14 protein-coding genes and 1 pseudogene are annotated in these 18,576 nt (G+C 58.5%); 5 read left to right on the top strand and 10 right to left on the bottom strand.

From position 1 onward, the window contains the following. Positions 1-28: 28 nt before the first annotated feature. From NCR98_RS02725 to NCR98_RS02710, 4 genes are all read left to right on the top strand, one after another. Positions 29-487, top strand: a complete 459-nt coding sequence (locus NCR98_RS02725) for a Fur family transcriptional regulator (protein WP_244827174.1) — start codon at positions 29-31, stop codon at positions 485-487. A 76-nt stretch (positions 488-563) separates the two neighbouring features. Next, positions 564-1,445 (top strand): metal ABC transporter solute-binding protein, encoded by an 882-nt coding sequence (locus NCR98_RS02720; protein ID WP_250525459.1) that lies wholly within the window; start codon positions 564-566, stop codon positions 1,443-1,445. Beyond that, a complete protein-coding gene (locus tag NCR98_RS02715) occupies positions 1,442-2,353 on the top strand; it encodes a metal ABC transporter ATP-binding protein (protein WP_250508622.1) in 912 nt (303 codons plus the stop codon). The genes NCR98_RS02720 and NCR98_RS02715 overlap by 4 nt, the downstream gene beginning before the upstream one ends. Next, positions 2,346-3,128, top strand: coding sequence for a metal ABC transporter permease (locus NCR98_RS02710; protein ID WP_244827172.1), 783 nt, complete (start codon positions 2,346-2,348; stop codon positions 3,126-3,128). Before NCR98_RS02715 ends, NCR98_RS02710 begins: the two co-directional genes overlap by 8 nt. Positions 3,129-3,469: 341 nt before the next feature. Here NCR98_RS02710 and NCR98_RS02705 read toward each other — a convergent pair. The 9 genes and pseudogenes from NCR98_RS02705 to NCR98_RS02665 form a co-directional block, all read right to left on the bottom strand. Next, positions 3,470-4,054 (bottom strand): annotated as a pseudogene (locus tag NCR98_RS02705) (type VI secretion system baseplate subunit TssG); the annotation flags it as partial. Beyond that, a complete protein-coding gene (gene tssF / locus NCR98_RS02700; RefSeq protein ID WP_250525458.1) occupies positions 4,018-5,877 on the bottom strand; it encodes a type VI secretion system baseplate subunit TssF in 1,860 nt (619 codons plus the stop codon). The gene tssF and the pseudogene NCR98_RS02705, both read right to left, overlap by 37 nt. 14 nt (positions 5,878-5,891) lie before the next feature. Next, positions 5,892-9,449, bottom strand: a complete 3,558-nt coding sequence (locus tag NCR98_RS02695; RefSeq protein ID WP_250525457.1) for an ImcF-related family protein — start codon at positions 9,447-9,449, stop codon at positions 5,892-5,894. Then, the gene (locus tag NCR98_RS02690) at positions 9,406-10,728 is read right to left on the bottom strand and encodes a KPHS_23130 family T6SS system protein (RefSeq protein WP_250525456.1); all 1,323 of its coding nucleotides are present in this window, start codon (positions 10,726-10,728) and stop codon (positions 9,406-9,408) included. The genes NCR98_RS02695 and NCR98_RS02690 overlap by 44 nt, the downstream gene beginning before the upstream one ends. A gap of 3 nt (positions 10,729-10,731) precedes the next feature. Further along, positions 10,732-10,992, bottom strand: coding sequence for a PAAR domain-containing protein (locus NCR98_RS02685; RefSeq protein WP_250463372.1), 261 nt, complete (start codon positions 10,990-10,992; stop codon positions 10,732-10,734). A 110-nt stretch (positions 10,993-11,102) separates the two neighbouring features. Further along, complete coding sequence (locus NCR98_RS02680) at positions 11,103-11,567, bottom strand: hypothetical protein (RefSeq protein WP_250525455.1); 465 nt, start codon at positions 11,565-11,567, stop codon at positions 11,103-11,105. Between the two features lie 229 nt (positions 11,568-11,796). Continuing rightward, entirely contained in the window at positions 11,797-12,423 is a 627-nt protein-coding gene (locus NCR98_RS02675; protein ID WP_250525454.1) for a hypothetical protein, read from the bottom strand. A gap of 5 nt (positions 12,424-12,428) precedes the next feature. After that, on the bottom strand, positions 12,429-14,717 hold the full coding sequence (locus tag NCR98_RS02670; RefSeq protein ID WP_250525453.1) for a M23 family metallopeptidase: 2,289 nt from the start codon (positions 14,715-14,717) through the stop codon (positions 12,429-12,431). A gap of 3 nt (positions 14,718-14,720) precedes the next feature. After that, on the bottom strand, positions 14,721-17,072 hold the full coding sequence (locus NCR98_RS02665) for a type VI secretion system Vgr family protein (protein WP_250525452.1): 2,352 nt from the start codon (positions 17,070-17,072) through the stop codon (positions 14,721-14,723). Between the two features lie 397 nt (positions 17,073-17,469). Between NCR98_RS02665 and NCR98_RS02660 the strand changes: the two genes are divergently transcribed. Continuing rightward, positions 17,470-17,748, top strand: a complete 279-nt coding sequence (locus NCR98_RS02660; RefSeq protein ID WP_250525451.1) for a hypothetical protein — start codon at positions 17,470-17,472, stop codon at positions 17,746-17,748. Here the strand turns inward: NCR98_RS02660 and fghA are convergent. Beyond that, positions 17,724-18,575, bottom strand: a complete 852-nt coding sequence (fghA, locus tag NCR98_RS02655; protein ID WP_250463361.1) for an S-formylglutathione hydrolase — start codon at positions 18,573-18,575, stop codon at positions 17,724-17,726. The two genes, NCR98_RS02660 and fghA, sit on opposite strands and share 25 nt — an antisense overlap. Position 18,576 lies beyond the last annotated feature (1 nt).

The following is an 18,576-nucleotide window of genomic DNA, read 5'->3' as shown; positions in this document are numbered from 1 at the left end:
GCATCAAACCCGGACACCGAGCCTCAACATGACCGCATCCGTCGAAACCATGCTCGCTCGCGCGGAAGCGCTGGCCATCGAGCGCGGCGTCGCGCTCACACCCTTGCGCCGGCACGTGTACGAACTCGTGCTGAAGGCGCACAAGCCGATCGGCGCCTACGACCTCATCGACGCAATGGAGCCGAAGCGCGGCGCGCGCGTGCCGCCCACCACTGTTTATCGCGCGCTCGACTTCCTGGTCGAGAACGGCTTCGTGCATCGCATCGAATCGAAGAACGCGTTCGTCGCCTGCTGCGATGCGGGCAAGCCGCACGAAAGCCAGTTCCTTATCTGCGACGACTGCGGCAACACGCTCGAAATACAGGGCCGCGATCTGGCTTCGTCGCTTTCGGCCACGCCGCCTGCGCATGGCTTCGAAGTACGGCATCAGGTCGTCGAATTGAGCGGACTGTGCAGCGATTGCCAGAAGAAGCACCGCCACGCCTGAGCGCACGTCGTTCGAGCCACGAACCTTGCCCCTGCCGCACCGCGCCGGCACGCCCTTCAACGACTCAAGGAACCCGATGAAACTCGCGCATGTCCTCACCTGCCTCGTCGCCGCATTCGGCTTTTGCCAGGGAGCTTTCGCGCAAGCCACGCGCGTGCCCGTCGTGGCGGCTGAAAACTTCTATGGCGATGTGATCCGCCAGCTCGGCGGCGATCACGTGCAGGTGACGAGCATCCTCAGCAATCCGGATGAAGATCCGCATCTCTTCGAAGCCAGCCCGAAGACCGCGCGTGCGCTTCAGCACGCGGCGCTGGTCGTCTACAACGGCGCGGACTACGATCCATGGATGGACAAACTGCTCGCGGCATCGAGAAAGAACGACACGCGCACGATAATCGTCGCGGCGCAGCTTGTCGGCAAGAAGTCCGGCGACAATCCGCATCTCTGGTACGACCCGGCGACCATGCCCGCCGTCGCAAAAGCGGTGAGCCAGTATCTCGTGAGCGCGGACCCGTCCCACAAGAGCGATTACGACGCGCGCCTCGCGACCTTCCTGAATTCGCTCAAGCCGATCGATGCCAGCGTCGCGCAATTGCGCGCACACTTCAAAGGCGTGCCAGTGACGGCCACCGAGCCGGTGTTCGGCTATATGGCCGATGCCATCGGCTTCGAGATGCGCAATCAGCGCTTCCAGATGGCCGAGATGAACGAGACCGAGCCGAGTCCCGCCGATATCGCCGCTTTCGAAAAGGATCTGAGCGAGCGGCGCGTGCACGTGCTCATCTACAACAGCCAGGCGACGGGCGCGCTCACGAAACGCCTGCTCAACGTGGCGAAGGACGCGCATTTGCCTAGCGTCAGCGTGACGGAGACGTTGCCTGCCAACAAGACCTATCAGCAATGGATGCTGATTCAGCTCGATTCGTTATCGGGCGCCTTGCAAGGATGGCAAAGATGAGCGTTCACTCGGGACCCGCGCTCGAAGTCGATCGCGTGACGCTGGAACTCGGCGGCCGCACGATCCTCGACGACGCAAGTTTCACCGTCCACACGGGCGAATTCATCGGCGTGCTCGGGCCGAACGGCGCGGGCAAGACCACGCTCATGCGCGCGCTGCTCGGCCTCGTGCCGCTCGCCGGCGGATCGATTCGCGTGAACGGCGCGGCGGTGGTGCGCGGCAATCCGACCATTGGCTATATGCCGCAGATTCGCAGCGGGCTTGCGGGCCGGCGAGTGTTGGGCCGCGATTTCGTCGCGATGGCGGCGGACGGACATCACTGGGGCGTGCCGCATCGCAATGCCCGCATTCGCGCGGATGTCGAGCGCGTGCTCGATCTCGTCGGCGCGGTGCAGCTCGCCGGGCGGCCGCTGTCCGAGTTGTCGGGAGGCGAGCGGCAGCGCTTGCTGCTTGCGCAATGTCTGCTCGGCGATCCGCGCCTTCTCTTGCTCGATGAACCGCTCATCAGTCTGGACCCGCGGCATCAGACGAGCGTGGTCGAACTCGTGCGGCGTGTGCAGCGCGAATTGAACATCACCGTGTTGTTCTCGGCGCATGAACTCAATCCGCTGCTCAACTCGCTCGACCGCGTGCTGTATCTCGGCAATGGACGCGCGGCGCTCGGCACGGTCGATGAAGTCATCTCGAAGCCGGTGTTGTCGAAGCTGTATGGCTCGCCGATCGACGTGATGCGCGTGAACGGCCGCATCTTCGTGATGTCGGGCGATGTGGAGATCGACAAGCTCGATCATGCGCACGAAGAAGGCGACGAACATGCTCATGGGCACGAGCATGAGCACGATCACGGTCATGGCCACGCGCATGCGCACGGTCACGACACGAAGGGAAAGCATACGCACAATGTTTGAATACGACTTCATGGTCAACGCATTCGCGGCGTCGGGGATCGTCGCGGTGCTGTCGGGGATCGTCGGCTATTTTCTGGTGCTGCGCGGGCAGACGTTCGCGGGTCACGCGTTGTCGCATGTCGGCTTCACGGGCGCAACGGGCGCCGTGTTGATCGGCCTGCCGCCGCTTTGGGGGATGATTGGCGTCACACTTGCGGCGGGCGTCGGCATGGGCGCGCTCGGCGAGAAGCTCGCGGGACGTGACGTGGCGATTGGCGTGATTTTGTCGCTATCGCTTGGCTTCGGTTTGTTGTTTCTGCACTTCTTCACGGCTTATGCGACGCAGGCTACGGCTCTCTTGTTCGGCAATGTGCTGGGCGTGAGTCACAGCGTGTTGATCGTGCTGGCGGGGCTTGCGGTCGTGAGTCTGGGCGCGTTGGCGGTGATCATGCGGCCGCTGTTGTTTGCTTCGCTGCAGCCGGAGCTGGCGGAGGCGAAAGGGGTTTCGCTGCGGCTCGTGTCGACGTTGTTTCTTGCGATTACCGCGTTGGCCGTGGCGGCTTGTACGCAGATCGTCGGAGTGTTGCTCGTTTTTGCGTTGATGGTCGGGCCGGCTGCCGCTGCGCAGAATTTGACGACGCGGTTGTCGTCGGGGTTGGTGTTGGCTGGTCTTTTTGCGCTCGCGCAGGCTTGGGTGGGGTTGACGCTTGCCTATTACACGGATTGGCCTACCAGTTTCTGGATTACGATGCTCGCGGCTTTGGTTTATGGGGTTAGTTTGTTGAGGAAGGGTTGAGAAGGTTTTTTGCTGCTTTTGCGGGCGCGGTGGGTTTGGGTTTTGTCGTTGTCTTGCGTTTTGGTTTAGTAGCCGTCTCCTGCCGGAGTAGCTTTCTTTGCGGCTGCAAAAAGTTACCAAAGAAAGCAGCTTCCGAACCGCTTAGCGGGTTGCATTCCTTATTCGGCGCGGTTGAGAAGTTGGGCCGCTATCTTGCGTTTTGGTTTAGTAGTCGCCTCCCCGGCGGGGGGTTACTTTCTTTGCAAAGCAAAGACGGGTTTGAGGCTGAACCCCTCATGGATAGGAATTTACAAGGAAAATCCGGCTTTTTCCGTCCAACATCCCGTCCAACACCGTCGCTCACCGGCGCGCGCGGGCTTGTTGCCCCAACCGAAACCCGCAAGACAGAGCAGGTTTTGCGAATGGGTATCGGCTCCGCCGTAACGGAAGGTTTCGGTATAGCGATACTTCTTCCATGTGCGATACAGCAGCGTCACGAATCGGTGATGGAACTGATCGAGGAACGCTTCGACCGCTTCGTGTCCTTCTTCGCGTTGCGCGATATCGTCGAGGTAATGGCTCGGCATCGCGGCATCGACACCGTACAGACCCATGAAAGTCGTGCGAACGACGGGCGGCAATGGAACAGCGTACGGGCCATCGCTAGAGTCATCGAGTTCGACACGCGCGATCTCGCCCGCAGGGAAACCCATGCAAGGATGCGAGCCAAAGCGCACCGGCTCATGCTCGTGCGTGTCTCGCTCGCAAAAGCCAAAGCCGTTTGCCATCTCGGGGTGGCTTGCTTCAAGCGATCGGCACAGTTGCGTGAAGCTCATCGCCGGCGCATGTGCGAGCAAAGCCGCGATAAGCGGTTCGATCGACTGTTGCATATCGGGCAGATCGCGCGGTTTCATAGTGGCGAGCGCCACGTCTTGCCGCGCGGCCATTCGACGCGCTTCTGCGTCGGCAGACTGATGACCTCGAGCTTCGTGAACAGGTTGATCTCCGCGTAAAGCTCGAAGAACCGATGCAGCAGTTCGCCGAACAACATCACATCGCCGTCACCCGAGAACGCCTGCGAATCGATCGTCACTTCGATCAACACGCCACGCTCTACGGCCCCGCCCGACACCTCTTCGAGCAGCGTCTCCGATACCCACAGAATGCCCGCCAGCCGCCTGCGATTGAGTTCGTCATTGGTCCAGTCGTAAAGCGCCAGCGCACCGCGCAACACTTCGGCATTCATCATCGACAGGAAGTTGGGCGCGAGGTGTGACAGCACGCGCCACTGGAAGCGATCGCCGGTCGGCGGGTACAGCGGCATCGTCGGCGCGACGAGGTTTCTCACGCCGACAAGCTCTGCTGCGCCGCCCACCATTTCGTCGATGCGTGCTTCACGCAGGCCCTTGCGCGGCAACAGGCCATTCGTGCCGGTCACGCGCAGTGACACGCTTTCTTCCGGCAAGTCCTCCATCGACTCCCATGCGTTGCCGCCGAAGATCAGCCACGTCTCATGCAGGCCGTCCATGCCGGGGCGCACGCGCGTATGGAAATAGCGCTCGGGCGACTCGTGCCGCATCATGCCGCCGCGATGACGGAAGTTCGAGAACGGCACGTATTCAAAACTTTGCGCTGTGACGTGATCGAAGCCGACCACGCCATCGACGGAATAGGTTTCGATGTGCTCGCCCTGATGGCTCGCCGGAATCACGCGGTATTCCGTTTCATGATGGTCGATCACGAGCGGTTCGGCGTCCAGTTCGAACAGATTGATGACCGGCGTGCAGAACAGCCGCACGTTGTCTTTGCTGAAGCGCATGTCGTGCGGATAGGTTTCTTTCAGCACGATTTCCAGTTCGAAATGCGTGGAGCGTTCCGGCAGCTCGTTCACGTCGAGACCGCAGATATCGACGAACAGGAATTTTTCGCGGAACGTGAAGTATTCGAGCAGCAGTTGATAGCCCGCGAACGCCGCGTCGGACTTGGGCCAAAGGCGTTCTTCGGGCGAGAAGCCAGCCGGTTCGATCGTCACGCCATCGAGCGGTAGAGCTTCGCCATCGCGCACTTCAGGGATACGCCAGTCGATCGCATGCACGTGTCGCGTGAGCGCGAGGTGCATGGCGAACGCGACGGGCTGATCGGCGCTCAGGTGCAGGCGCAGGCGCGAGAGGTCGGTTTCGTTGCGCTTGGCGGCGGCATCGAGTCTGAAGGCGAGCCGGATGATCGAGCGGCCATCGTGACGCACGCCCGGTCCCGCCTGCTCCAGACGCACGGGGTGCAAGTCCACCGGCTGCGTCGTGCGATACAGGCATTGGACGTTCTTCTGTGTAATACCGTCCGATGCGTCTCGGGTCACCGGAATCGGTTTGGATCGGACCGTTACGCCTGCGGGCACTTGTTCGGTGCGCTCGTGTTTCTCCATACGCGGGATCAATTCGACGATCGACAGCGACGGGATCATGCGCAGGTAATGCGGCCATAGCAGGCTCACGAGTCCTTCGGTCAGTTCGGGGAGTTCGTCGTCGAGTTTCTGCTGCAAGCGGCCGGTGAGGAACGCGAAGCCTTCGTATAAGCGTTCGACGTACGGATCGCGGTCACCGACGCGATCGAGATTGAGCATGCGGGCGCGGTCGGGATGAGCGCGCGCGAACTCGCGGCCCGACTCGCGCAGATAGCGCATCTCGGCTTCGTAGTAGCGCAGAACTGGGTCCTGATCCTGGCGAGATGGCGGGAAGTCGGGTTCGATGCCGCTGGTGGTGTCGTGCTTCATTCTGTTCAAACGGGTTACTGCAACTCGGGTGGCAGCGGCGGCAGCACGGGCGTTCCTGCGACCACGCCGCCCTTGCCGACGATAAACACGCGCTGCGGCATCTTGAAACCGCGCAGCTTGAGCAGATCAAGCGGTCCCGCGCCGACCTGTGCCTTCAGGTCGTAGTGAAGCGGAAAGCCGCTGTCCTGATTGAAGGTCAACGCGTAGCTTGTGCTGTCGAGCGGCTTTACTTTGGCGGTGCCAAGCAGACGCAACAGCGCCCAGTCACCATTCGCCTGGAACGCGATGCGCGTGCCCGCCGTATCCGATTCCCACGTCAGCGTCGTGCGCCCATTCTGACCGTTGCTCGGCCACACGATCGACGTGTACTGCTCCAACTGGTTGAAGTACTCGATCTTCGTGCCATCGATCGTCAGCACATTGCGCGTTACCTCAGGCGTCGGATGCGGCATAAGCTGGAACCGATAGTTCGCATCGCCCTGCGTGTAGAGTTGCGCGCCCAGCGTCGCTAATTGGCGCAGCGCCGACAGGAACTCGGGATCGAACTGCAGCGCTTGCGGGGCGAGGTCGTTCGGGACCCATGCGTTGCCTTGCTGCTGCAAGATACCGGCGAGTTGCGTCGTCACGAAGCGCGAGATCAGCCCCGTATCGGGCTTGATGTAGCGGCCAATTTCGACGAAGGACGCGTCGGCGTCCGTGTCGGCGAACGGGTAATGGCCGTCGAATGAACTGGCGAACGGTGCGGCCACTGCCGAGCGCCACAGGTCGTTCAGACTGGCCGCGGCGGGTTGCAGGATCGTTTGCCATGCCACATCGAGCGGACGAGCGAACAGCGCGTCACCGAAGCCCGACCATTGCGAGCCGAGGCTCGCGGCGGTGAGTGCGGCATCGTCCCGCGCCTGCGTGACTTCGGAGAGCTTGCCCTGAAACACGGCCTGCGCCATTTGACGCGCCATCGCCTGCGCATCCGCGCCGGTGGCGATCTGTTGCAGCTTTAGGCGCATGGTGGTGGCGACTGTCAGAAAGTGCGCGAGGCTGACGCCGCTGAAGTCGGCAGCGTTTCTGCTGCCGGATTTGCCGTTGGCTTTGGCGCCTGTCATCACGTCATCGCCCATCAGCGCGAGCAGCGGGCCGAAGAGTTTGTCGAGTGGATTGACGATCGGTTCGCTCGGGTTGTTCGTCTTTGTACCGATCATGTCCTGAGCCTTGCGCACCAGCGTGTCGGTCAGCGCCTGCGACGGACGGCCCGCTCCGGCCTGATATTCGACCGACTTCATCAGCGCGATCAACGGTGATGTCTGCGCATCGGTCAGGCGCGTAAGCTGGCTGATCGCTGCACTCAAGTTCGTGGCAGGCTGCCACTGGATGCTGTTGAGCATCGACTGCCACGCGGCGGCGTATTCGGAGAAGTAGCGCGCCCGCAGGCGCAGGCGCACTTCCTCCATGTCCTGCTGCGCTTCGAGCGCCGCACCGGGCACACGTGCGGCGCGTGCATCGGCGAGCACCCAATCGGCGCTGACGCGGCCTTCCTTCGCGGCCTTGTCGATGGCATCGCTCACAATCCCGTCCCACGCGGCGCGCGTATAGACGCCGGGAACCGTCTGCGCCGATGCGAACAGGCCGCGCGCGTCCGCGCCGTTGAGCAGTGTCGGCAAGGTCATATCCGCGTACTTGCCTTTCACCTGCGCGATCACGGATTGATAGAGCGTGTCATCGGAGTTTTGCAGACCGATCTGGTTGACCAGCGTGTTACGCGCCATGCCGACGAGATCGCTTGATCCGCTGAGACGCCATTCGGGATGCGCGCGGAGATGATTGGCATAGAAGGAGGCGAGGCGCTGCGAGAGATCGAGCCACTCGCCGGTGCGCATGTCTGGGTTTGCGGGCCATGCGCTTGGGAGTTGCCTGGACAGGAACGCGGCATCGGCGTGCTTCGGGTCAGCGAGCATCAGATAGGCTTTAAGCGCGTCGTAATCGCGTTGTTGCTCGTCGGCGTTAGGCAAAGCGTCGGCGCGGGCTTGCGATAACTGCGTGAGCGATGCTTCGAGGTGACGTCCAATCGGATCGCGCAGGTTTCGTGCGGCGATCGTCGAATACGGTTGCCAGAGTGCGGCCAACAATTCGTCATTGCGATTCAGGCCCGCGCGCAGATACCACGGTGCACCGTGCTGCTGGCGGTATTCGAGCTTCTCGATTTGCTGTTGAAGGTCGAGTTGCCTGCGTAAAGCGGCAGAGGTGTTCGGTTGAACGGCGAGCGCCGCATCGACCGTACTGCGCGCATCCTGAACGAGGGAGCGGTTGCCGATGAACGAGATCGTCATCGCCGCGCACCAGGCGATGGCGCCGATCATCACCAGAGCCGCCAGCGCGTTCGGCCAATAAAAGCCGATACGCCGTCCTTTGCGCGGATCGACGCGTGCGCCGATTTCACGCCAGATTGGCAGCAGCGCGCGCGGTTGCTCACGCGGCACTGTCGTCTTGTTCGCAATCCGTTCGGCCACTTCCTGCGCAACATCTTCCTCGTGTGCAGGAATTGGCGTCGGAACGGCGGGCGTCGCATAGACCGGCGCAAACATAACGCCCGCGAGCGATGCACGACGCCACTTCGATGCACATAACGTTTGCCATGCGCTCACGATTTGCTCGCGCCGCACATCGAGATACTGCGATATTTCGGCCAGATACCAAACCGGCTTCGCGTTGCCCAATAGCGCCACGCCAACGTCCGCTGCCGCCTTTTCGATCACGCTCAGTTCGTGCGTCAACAAGTTGGTCGATGCTTGCGTATCCGCGTTCAACGGCGTCGGAATGAATGCGCCCAGCGCATGAAATTCGTCAGGGCGCTCGCCGCGTACGCTCACCGTGTGCAGCAACGTCACCGGGGCTGCCCAGCCCAACTCACGCGCCAGATTCGAGAGCGCACGGGGCCGCTCCTCATTCACCGGCAGCGCTTCGCTGGCCTGCATCACGGGAATGACGGCATCTACCGGGCGCGCGCGGCGCAAACGGCGAAGCTGAGTGCGCCACGTTTCAGGGTCGATGCCATCGGGCGCGGCATGCACGAGGATCGTATCGCCCACCCGCAGTACGGCCGATTGCTTGAGACCGGGCGCGACTTCATCGACGAGCGCTTCTTCGCCCGTGAGCATGAGCCACGGCATCGCGCTTCGCCAGCGCCATCCGATCGAGACGCGCAGTTCGTCGCACAGCAATTGCAGACGAGGATCGCGCTTCTGCGCTTTCGCGGAACGCGTCGCTTCGCCACTTTCACCGATATCGCCGATCCATCGCGCGAACTTCCTGTACAGACCGAGCCACAGCGCCCCCGCGTGCACAACCAACACGACCGCAAGCACAAGAACGATCCTGAGCAACGCAGAAATGCGCATTTCCAGCGACGTGAGACCGGTGATGTCGGCACGTCCCCACCATGCGAGCGCGCCCAACAGCGCAGCGATCAGGAAAGCGCCCAGCGCGACGCCCCAAATGATAAGGAAACCAGACGATAGTGATGTGGAAGCTTTCGATTCAAGCGCTTTCAGGTTGTTGCCCGGCGTACTCGGTGTGGTCATGCAAAGAATTCGTGTTGACGTAGAGAATGGCAGACTGCAAGCGATCGACAATCAGGTGTGGGCCTGCCAAACGCGATTCGATCGCGGCTGCGATGGAAAGCCATGCGTTTGCTGCGCCTGCATCGCCCAATACGCGATCCAGACGGCCATGCGATTCGCGGGTGGCGATGCCGGTGAAAGAGGCTTGTTTGAGCGTATCGAGTAGCGTGCTGTCGTGATTGCGCTCGAGACGCGTGAGCCACGCACGTGTGATGGTCTGAGGTTCGGCCTTGCCCCATATCGTTGTGTTGCAAATGAGATCGCGCAGCGACTCGACGCCGGCCAGTTCCTCGACCGGGCGGTGTAAGGTCGCAAGCACACGTATCGGCTCGGGAAGTTGATAGAAGCCCGGACTCAGCAGCACCGCAACAGCCGCTTCGCTGCTGTTGGCGGGCGGATCGGCGTCATGCCAGGCGAAGGCCAGAATCAACAACGCGCGACGCTCGCGCGAGTCGAGCCAAGCGTCGGCCAGCATCAGATTGTGCGGCGCTGGCTCAGCCGCGCATTCGAGTGCGGGCGCGCCTGCGATGCGCAACGCATCGCGCGCTTGCTGTGTGCGCAGGTCCATTTCGTCGGGATGCGCCAGCACGCGCGCGAGCGGTGCGTATTGCGGACCATATTGCGCGAGCGCTTGCAGCGCCGGAATCAGCGGCGCGAGTGCATCGACGAGCTTCAGTACGACGGTGGCGATTTTTGGTACGGCTTCGCATGCTTGATCATGCTCTTCGTTCGCCTGGTCCTCATTGTCCTCGGGCTCGGGCTGCGGCTCTTCAGACCACGCTTCGTCGTCGAAGCGGTTGTGAACGACGAGCCCCGCTCCGCTGCGTGGCATTTGCGATTTGAACAGCGGCGTCGTCATGGTGACGATTGCGCTCAACTTGGACGTCACGGATGGCACGCAGTAACCCACGCCCAATACCTGCAAGGGCTTTTGCGCGATGCGCAGACGCCCAGCGAGCCGCGCGGCGCGCGCTGTGTTGCAGTTGTGCGCGTAGTGCCACGTCGCTTCATATGCGATGCGCGCGAAGCACAACAGGCCGAGAAACACCGCATGCGGGCCGCCAATCACAGCGACCCAGAACGCAGCGCCGCTCGCGGATTCACTCGATGGCCACATCAACAGGATAAGCGGCACGCCAACCGCGCAGCACGCAAGCCAGATACCGAGCCACGGCAGCAGGCGCGGGCCATGTGCCGGATACGGATAAGGCTCACCGATGTCGGACAGATCAACCGGCATGTTTTACGCGAAGTTCACGTTCTGCAAGGATGAGATAAGGCGACAGCCGCACGCGCAGCGATGATCCTGCATCGCGTAGGGCTTGCCGTCGCGATCGGGGAACCGTTCGTCGCCCTCGGCAATCGTGGTTTGACCGTGGAGGTCGCATTGGGCGCTGTCGTCGCGGCGCGCGAGCGCGCGGCCCATGAACGTGCTGAATGGCGAGCCGCTTGTGACTTCGCCGCCGTGCTCAAGTTTGTCGCCGTAGCGGATGGGGGATTTCATTAGGCGAAATGTAATCTACTGGCATTGCACGACCATTGAAAACGTGTCCGTTAGCCGATTTGCCAAAAAGTTGATGAATTTAAACGACCGCCGACACTAATCCTCAATCATCATTTTTCGATCACTAACCTAGTAACGCACGATCTAGGTACATTATGCGCGAAATAGGTGCTTATCAAATGACGCTTTTGCCTGTCTATCCGCAGATTCAAGAATTCGTCACCACACCGAGGAAATCTTTCGACAAATCCGTTATTTAGTCGTGAAAATGTAAATACTCGATGAATAGTAAACGTACCCATCCCGTCATCAAGATACCATACCGAAAACCCCTTTCTCCCACTGAAATCGTAGCTATCCACAGCAAAATGAATCACTTTTTCAGTATCAATACTAACATCTCCTTGGAGAATCAGACCATGCCGATCAGTTTTCCACTTTAAGTCTTTGCCCTTCATCTCAACTACGGCATCTACCCCGGCGACCGGTGAAAAAACAAGTCGGGAATTACTAGCAGATGCAGCCCCTGCTGCAATCAGCCAGAGCCCAAATATAACGATTTTTAACACCTTCATAAATTTGCTCCGGCCTCAGCATATTAGCGATAACCGCATTTTTGGATTCGGTGGATTTCTTCCTACTGATTCAGTTGTATCCGAACCGTCATCCGTTAGCAGCAGCAGGTAAATTGGATAGGTGCCGTCCGTCCTTAGATTTTTCTATTCCGCTGTACACATAAGGTTGCAAAGAAAATGCTCTGTAAGTTATCTTTCTCTATTTAGTTGCTGAGTTAATTTGTCGTGTTCATTCGTGATAACCCGAGTGTTGGCCATCTGAGAGAAAACTAAATGATGAGAAAAGATCTCGATAAGCACGCAGCCGCATGTCACGACCTTGATCTTTCTTTAAGGAATACCCGTAAAAAGTAATTGAATACCTTTCATTCCCAAGCACGAATACTGTAAGTGCTTGAGTTTCAAAGCTGGTCGTATTTGTCCCGAATTTAGTAGGCGTATAAGACAACAAGTACAGGACACCTGTTTTCAAGTCGACTTTTTTCTTTGCTGCTAACGTGAAAATTCCACCTTGCGCGGCTCCATCAGAAGATGTGACTTTTCTCAACGCCTGAGCCACTGGAAGTCGCTCGATTGCGATGACAAAATCCGTAAGCGCGCGCCAATCCTGCACCGATCCTGGTAGGCCAGCTCGACTTTGCTTAAGCTTGCCGTTGAAAACGAACGGTAGATAGCACACTATGTCTCCTGGATATTCATCATCCGGAAGCTCGATATAATCGAGGAATGCAGGCTCGACAAACGAAACGTGACAGTAATCTCTTACAACTCGATGTTCCGCAACGGCGTACGCACTGCTGGGAATAACAGAACCCAAAAGCGCTAAGAAAACGCCCCAAAAAAAGAAGTTCTTCATATTTTTCACTCCACTGGTTTGAAGTCGTTACTAGGCAATGTTTCATCGTTTAGTTGATAAAACGCGGAGAAGAATCCTTGGGTTCGCCAGTCAAGGTGTAGTCCTGCAGGGTTTATACATTTTGTGACCTGCTCAATATCCTTTTGAGTCGAACCTTGATCTGCCCAGTAATTGATGGATGGCTTCCCCAGAGGCACAAATTTTTGTTTGCGAGTGGTGGCATCCAAAACAAGTTTGAATCGTTGTTTTTGGGCCCAATACCAACCTGAAGCATCACACGTGTTGTACGCGTTGGTTAGAATCGAGTCAGCTGAATCATCAGTAATATAAGTTTTATGACGATATGCTCCATAATCCGCATAGTTTGGCCTACCCGTCAATTGAATCAGTCCGCGCCCTTTAAACCTTGCACCGTCACCTACAAGTATATTTCCGAGCCTATCTCCCTGAGGAGTATTTGGCTCATATTTCGAAAAATATTTTGGATCACCTCCGTCTCCTTCAACCATAAACTCAAGACGACCAGTCTCTGCAGTCAGTTGCCCGAACAAATGAGCAAGACGCAGACTGCTTGACGAAAGGCCATATTTTCGCATCGCCTGATGAAAAGCTGGATGCAGATTAGCTGGTCGTTTCTCGGTAGCGATGCTAAGCCGACGAATCATCGTCTCGCGCGAAATCGCGACAACTTCCTTTCCGTTTTCCCGTATCGTTTTTCGAACGCAGTGCGCTGATTCATCTTTGCTCAGCCACCCACATTTCCTAAAGAGCCGAACAAACGCCAGCGGATGAAAAAACCAAAGCTTCTCGCCAGCGGCAAAATTGGTTTTATCCCAGAACTGGAACGACTTCAACAGCTTAATGAAAGCAGCATAGCCTGCCTCATCGCCGTGATAGAACTCGCCCTCATCCTTAAGCTTGCGATAACGATCTTCGTTGTTCGAACTGTCCCATTCACTCGGCGCTTCGCACACGAAACTGCGTAGCTGCTCGCGAACTGCCCTGTTCGACTTCACGTAGGTCGCGAGCACATCTTCCTTCTTCCACTCCTCTTTCAACGCGGCGTCCTGCGCAGTCTGATGCTCTTTCGTGTCCTTAAGGATTTTCTTGAGCGCATCGATATCGCACAGCCCGTCGGTGCTGAACGGCGTGTTGCCTTCGCTGATCTTCTGCCAGCCTGCGAGCACGGAGAAGTCTGCGTCGGACAGTTTCAAAATGGCTTCAGGGCTTACGTCGACATAACCTTCCCGCCCGGCCGCAAACGTCACCCGCATCCAGGTCGCGCGCGGATCGGCGCCCGTTGCCGCCGCGAGCGTCGGCGATGGCGAGAGAATCCGTCCAAACCGAAGCAACTCATAGCCATCGCTCGGGCAGGCGGGATATAGCGCCGTTGCCCGCTTGTACATGTCGTATTCGTAGTCGGACTCTTTCACAGGCGTAAGCGTGAGCAACGTTCGGCTCTCACCCGACACGGCCCATACGTTCGTGTACTTGCTGCCCTTGTGAATGAACATCTCCACAAACAACTGCTCTGCGTTTCGATCCGCCTGCAACGCATCGAAGGCAATGCCATTGAGCTTGTTGTGCGAATCGGCACCCGGCGGTAACGCGCGAAAGGAGGTGCCCGCGGGAATCAACAAATAGCAGTGCCCCCAGCAATCGTTGTCTGTCGCCATACTCGGTGCCGGCTTGCCAAGCTGTGTGCGGCCAAAGTAAGCGTGAAAGTCCGCCTTGGTCATGAATATCTCGAAGTGCAGATGCTGTTGGCCGTGGCACGCACCTACCCAGCCCAGCACATCCTTTCTTCGCACTTTGAGATTTACACCTTTTTGCGCGGGCGATGGAGCGGCGTCGCCGCCCGGCGTCGGCGATCGCAAGAATTCCGGAAGTCGCTTGCCGTCTGCGCCGATGGAGTTATAACTATTCAGATCCAGCAGGTGCACGTACAACGAATAGAACGTCAGCGTACGGCCTTCCCCGGTCTCTGTCGTGTGCTTGAGCAGCACGAAGCCCGCGTTGCTGTCGAGCCGTCCACCGCCGCCATCGTAGGCCTTTTGGCACACACGGTAGGCCACTACGTCGCCGTCGGCAATTGCGCGAACCGGCTCATTTTGCAGCGACGGCATTAGGTGCACGCCGCCGTGCCAGCGACGATCGAATGCCACTGGGTAGATGCCGTGCGCGAGTTCGTACTGGTCCACCTCGTCCATCATCAGGTCGAGGATGGGCGGATTGGCCGCAGCGTTGGCTGCAATCAAGCCTTTTGCAGGAAGAAACGGAGGGCTAATGATCATGAATCAGCGCGTAAGCGGATAGTGGTTAGTCAGTTTGAAATCGCTCTCGGGCAACTTGGGCAGCGGCGTATCGGCGTTCTGCGGCCCCTCAAACGTGAACGACGCCGCCTTGATCTTGAAATCCCCCGGACAGACCAATTCGATGCTGCCGTTCTCGATCTTGATCGCCGCGCCGCCGCAGGCGAGGACGGCCTTGGTTTTGCCGTTGACGAGCACATCCGCGTTGGCGCTGGAGACGTGCAATTGCTGGTCGGCATAAAGGTTCAGCGTGCTGTCGTGAGCCTGAATATCCACCGGGCCTTTTGCGAACAGCTTCATGCCCAGCTTCTGCGCGCACAGCGAAATCAATTCGCCCGCAGCGACGGTGAAGCGCCTCACCGCACTGATATCGACGTGCTTGCCCGCATTGACGATCACGTTGTCGCCCGCCGCCTGCTGCACCGAGCGCGGCGTCACGAAGGCCATGCCGCCCGGCGCGCTCGCGAGCAGGCCAGCGCTTTTGAGTTGATCGAGCTTGTCCATCAAGCTTGCCTGCGTATCACGATCAGCAGGCTCGGCCTTCGCCTGCGTCGTCGCCTGAACCAGCGACGTGACGCGCGTCAAAGCCGATTGCAGTTCCTTCAGCGCGGCGTTCATCTCCAGATGCGGCGCATTCGGACTCGACAACGCATCCGCAGAAAAGAACAGCCCCTTCGATCCGTGAATGGTCGCGTGGCCCTGCGTGTGAATTTCGACGCCTTCACCGCGAAGCTGCTTCTGGTCATCCACCAGATAGCCCATGCTCACCGACGACTTCTGATAGATCGTCGCCAGCTTCACGCCTTCGCGGCCTTTGAAGTCCTCGAAGCGCACCTTGTTGGCGAGCAGCGCCGAGCGCCACACCGAACGCGAGTTCCAGCCCTCAAGCCCGTGAACGTGATTCGTGTGTGAATAGTCGAAGGCGGCGAATCCTATATAGGGCCTGTCGATATCGGAATTTGTGAAGAAAATTCTGACTTCCGTTCCGGGTAGCAAGGGCGCATGAAACCCACCCTCGCGCGATGCGGACGGCGTCATCAGCCGCAGCCGCATGCTGTTCGATCCCGACTTGCCCGCGCCACGATGGAAGTGAAACCTGACCAGATACCGGCCATGCGCGTCTAAATCCGCATAGGGGCTACCCTCGGCGCTCGATTCGATCGTCGCGATGATCGAGCCGTTCATCCATTTCCAGTCGCGCTCGGGGACGTACTCGGGCCGCCATATCTTGTCCGCAGGCGTGGCTTCGAATTCGTTCAGAACCGGCTTGGAGAGCGAACCCGTCGTCTTGAGCTTGACGATCACCAGACCATAAGGCGCTTTCGGCAACTTGTGGTTGGTGGTCGTCAGCACCCAGCCCGGATACAGCCCGGCGATGTTCGTCGTGCCAGTGTGGATGACCTGCTTCGAAGCAATGTCCTGCGCACGAACTTTGGTGAGCGCCTGCGCCTCTTCCGGAGTATGGAAATGCTCGCTGCTCCGATTGATTTGGCCATGGAGCGTTTTGTCGCCTCGATCCACATACGCGATCGCGGACACCGGCGCATTGGGCGTCCGATAGTTGTGATCGCGCAACTCGACGCTTTCAGGCAGCAGCGTCTGCCTGCGCTTGATGCTCAGCAGCGCTTCGTGAAACTCGCCGTCCAGACCATTGGGACGGATGTAGGGCACGTCGATCGAACGCATGTAACCGTTCGCACGGTTATCCACCACGAGCGTATCGCGATGGGTTTTACTGTCGAGCGGAGCGTGCCTGAAGTACCAATACAGCCCATGCCGTAAGCACTGACGTCGGAAAAATTCAAGAACACTTTCCTCGTGCATCAGCAGTTGATCGTAGCGCTGATCGACGCCCTCAAAATTCAACTCGATATCATGCGGAAAGAGATGTTCACGATCGACCAATAGCTCGTAGAAAATGTCCTTGAGCGTCTTCTGTAAAAAGACGTTTGACGTCTTCGTCAGATCGAGTAAGGACACACGTGGTGCGATCTTCAGACGGAATTGCGCACCATCGTTGCTTGAACTCTGGTGCGTGAATTCACGGACTACGCCGTGCAAGGTCCGCGCGTGACGCGATGCGGTGTCGAGGTACTTCAGCGCCGCGCGCTCCTCGACGACGAAGGACACGTTCTTGCCGAGAAAGTGGACGCCATCGAGCGTCTGATCGTCGGAATAGATGAGGATATCGAGTTCGAACAACTCGTTCATCGCTTCCGTGATGGTGTATTCCAGCGGACGAACCGGGACCTTAAGTCCTGCGACAGTCAATGAGAGGTGCTGGGAAAGCCATGCGTTGCGATCTTTGATCGCCGTCAGAAAATCGGTTGCAGCCATGTCTTGCGTTGCCTCGTGTTCGAAAGGACGACGAAATTACTTTTTCGACCACGGGCCATTGTGACGCAATAAATCGCTGCCATTAGGCAATGAACTGCGCGGGATTCTGTAGGAACCGCTGAATATTCCGCAGATTCAAGAAGTTATATGCGTGTGTGCTGGAACGGTTCAGGTCAACATTCGGACTTGTCCGATGCGACATTCGATGCCTGGGCCACGCTTACCGATATTGGTCCGCACCACACCAGACCGGCGGCTTGCTGTTTGAACTCCGGGGAAACGTACGTCGTTGCTTGCTCATCAGACACCTCTTCATGGCGACCATTCTCGCCTAAATCAGCGTCCGGATTCATTAGACCACTACACAGCGCAGTCAAAAACGCCGCATACCTAATAATTGATTAACCACGAGCGCGAGCAATGGGAAGTGCTCAAAGGGTTTGTGGGAAATAGCGAGGAACCAGTTGTGCTTCAGAAGCCGGTTCCAAAGCTGCTTTCTTTGGTTACTTTCTTTGCAGCAGAAAATAAAGTAACCCCTCCGCCGGGCAGGCGGCTACTGCAAAGAACCGCAAGAAACCAGAGCAACTTCCCCAAAGAAAAAAAGCGCCCTAACCAGATACAAAAACCAAAGCCAGCCGAAACCCAAAAAAATCACTTACACAAAACCCGCGCATGATGCGCAACATGCTCCCCCACGAACGTGGAAATAAAAAAGTACCCATGATCGTACCCATCGTGCTTACGCAAGACGACCCCTCGATGCCCCGCCTCCCGAGCATTCCGCTCGAAAACATCCGGAAAAAGCTGCCCGTCGAGAAACTGATCCGCAAGTCCTTGATCGATCAAGATCCCGCCATCGAAACGCGAAGCCGCATCGCCAATAACGAGTTCGCTGGCATCGTATAGCTTCCACGCTTCGCGATTATCACCAAGATATCCGGAGAAAGCCTTAACGCCCCAGGGACACAAAGACGGCGCGGCAATTGGCGCAAACGCCGACACCGAGCGATAAAGATCAGGATTACGCAACGCGAGCACGAGCGCACCATGCCCACCCATCGAATGCCCGAAGATGCCAATCCGGTCCTCGCGCAACGGCAGCTCTCGCAAAACCAGCTCACGCAACTCCTGCGTCACATACGAATACATCCGATACCGCTCGGCCCATGGCGCCACCGTCGCATCGACATAAAAACCCGCGCCAACGCCAAAATCCCACGCATCGGATTCGCCCGGAATACCCGCTCCTCGCGGGCTCGTATCCGGCGAAATCAATGCAATGCCATGCTCGGCAGCGTAACGTTGCGCACCGCCCTTGATGGGAAACGTCTCTTCGGTACAAGTCAGGCCGGCAAGATAAAACAACGCCGGCACGCGCGAATGGGCAGCCTGCGCGGGCAGAAAAACCGAAAAGCGCATCGGCAGGCCAATCACGTCCGACTGATGCCGGTAAATACGCTGCACGCCATCGAAACAACGGTGTTCTTCGACGAGTTCGAGCATG

Source organism: Caballeronia sp. GAWG2-1, assembly GCF_023631405.1.
In the GTDB taxonomy this organism is placed as follows: domain Bacteria; phylum Pseudomonadota; class Gammaproteobacteria; order Burkholderiales; family Burkholderiaceae; genus Caballeronia.
Note: the sequence above shows the minus strand (reverse complement) of the source record. Positions and strands in the feature narration are given on the sequence as shown.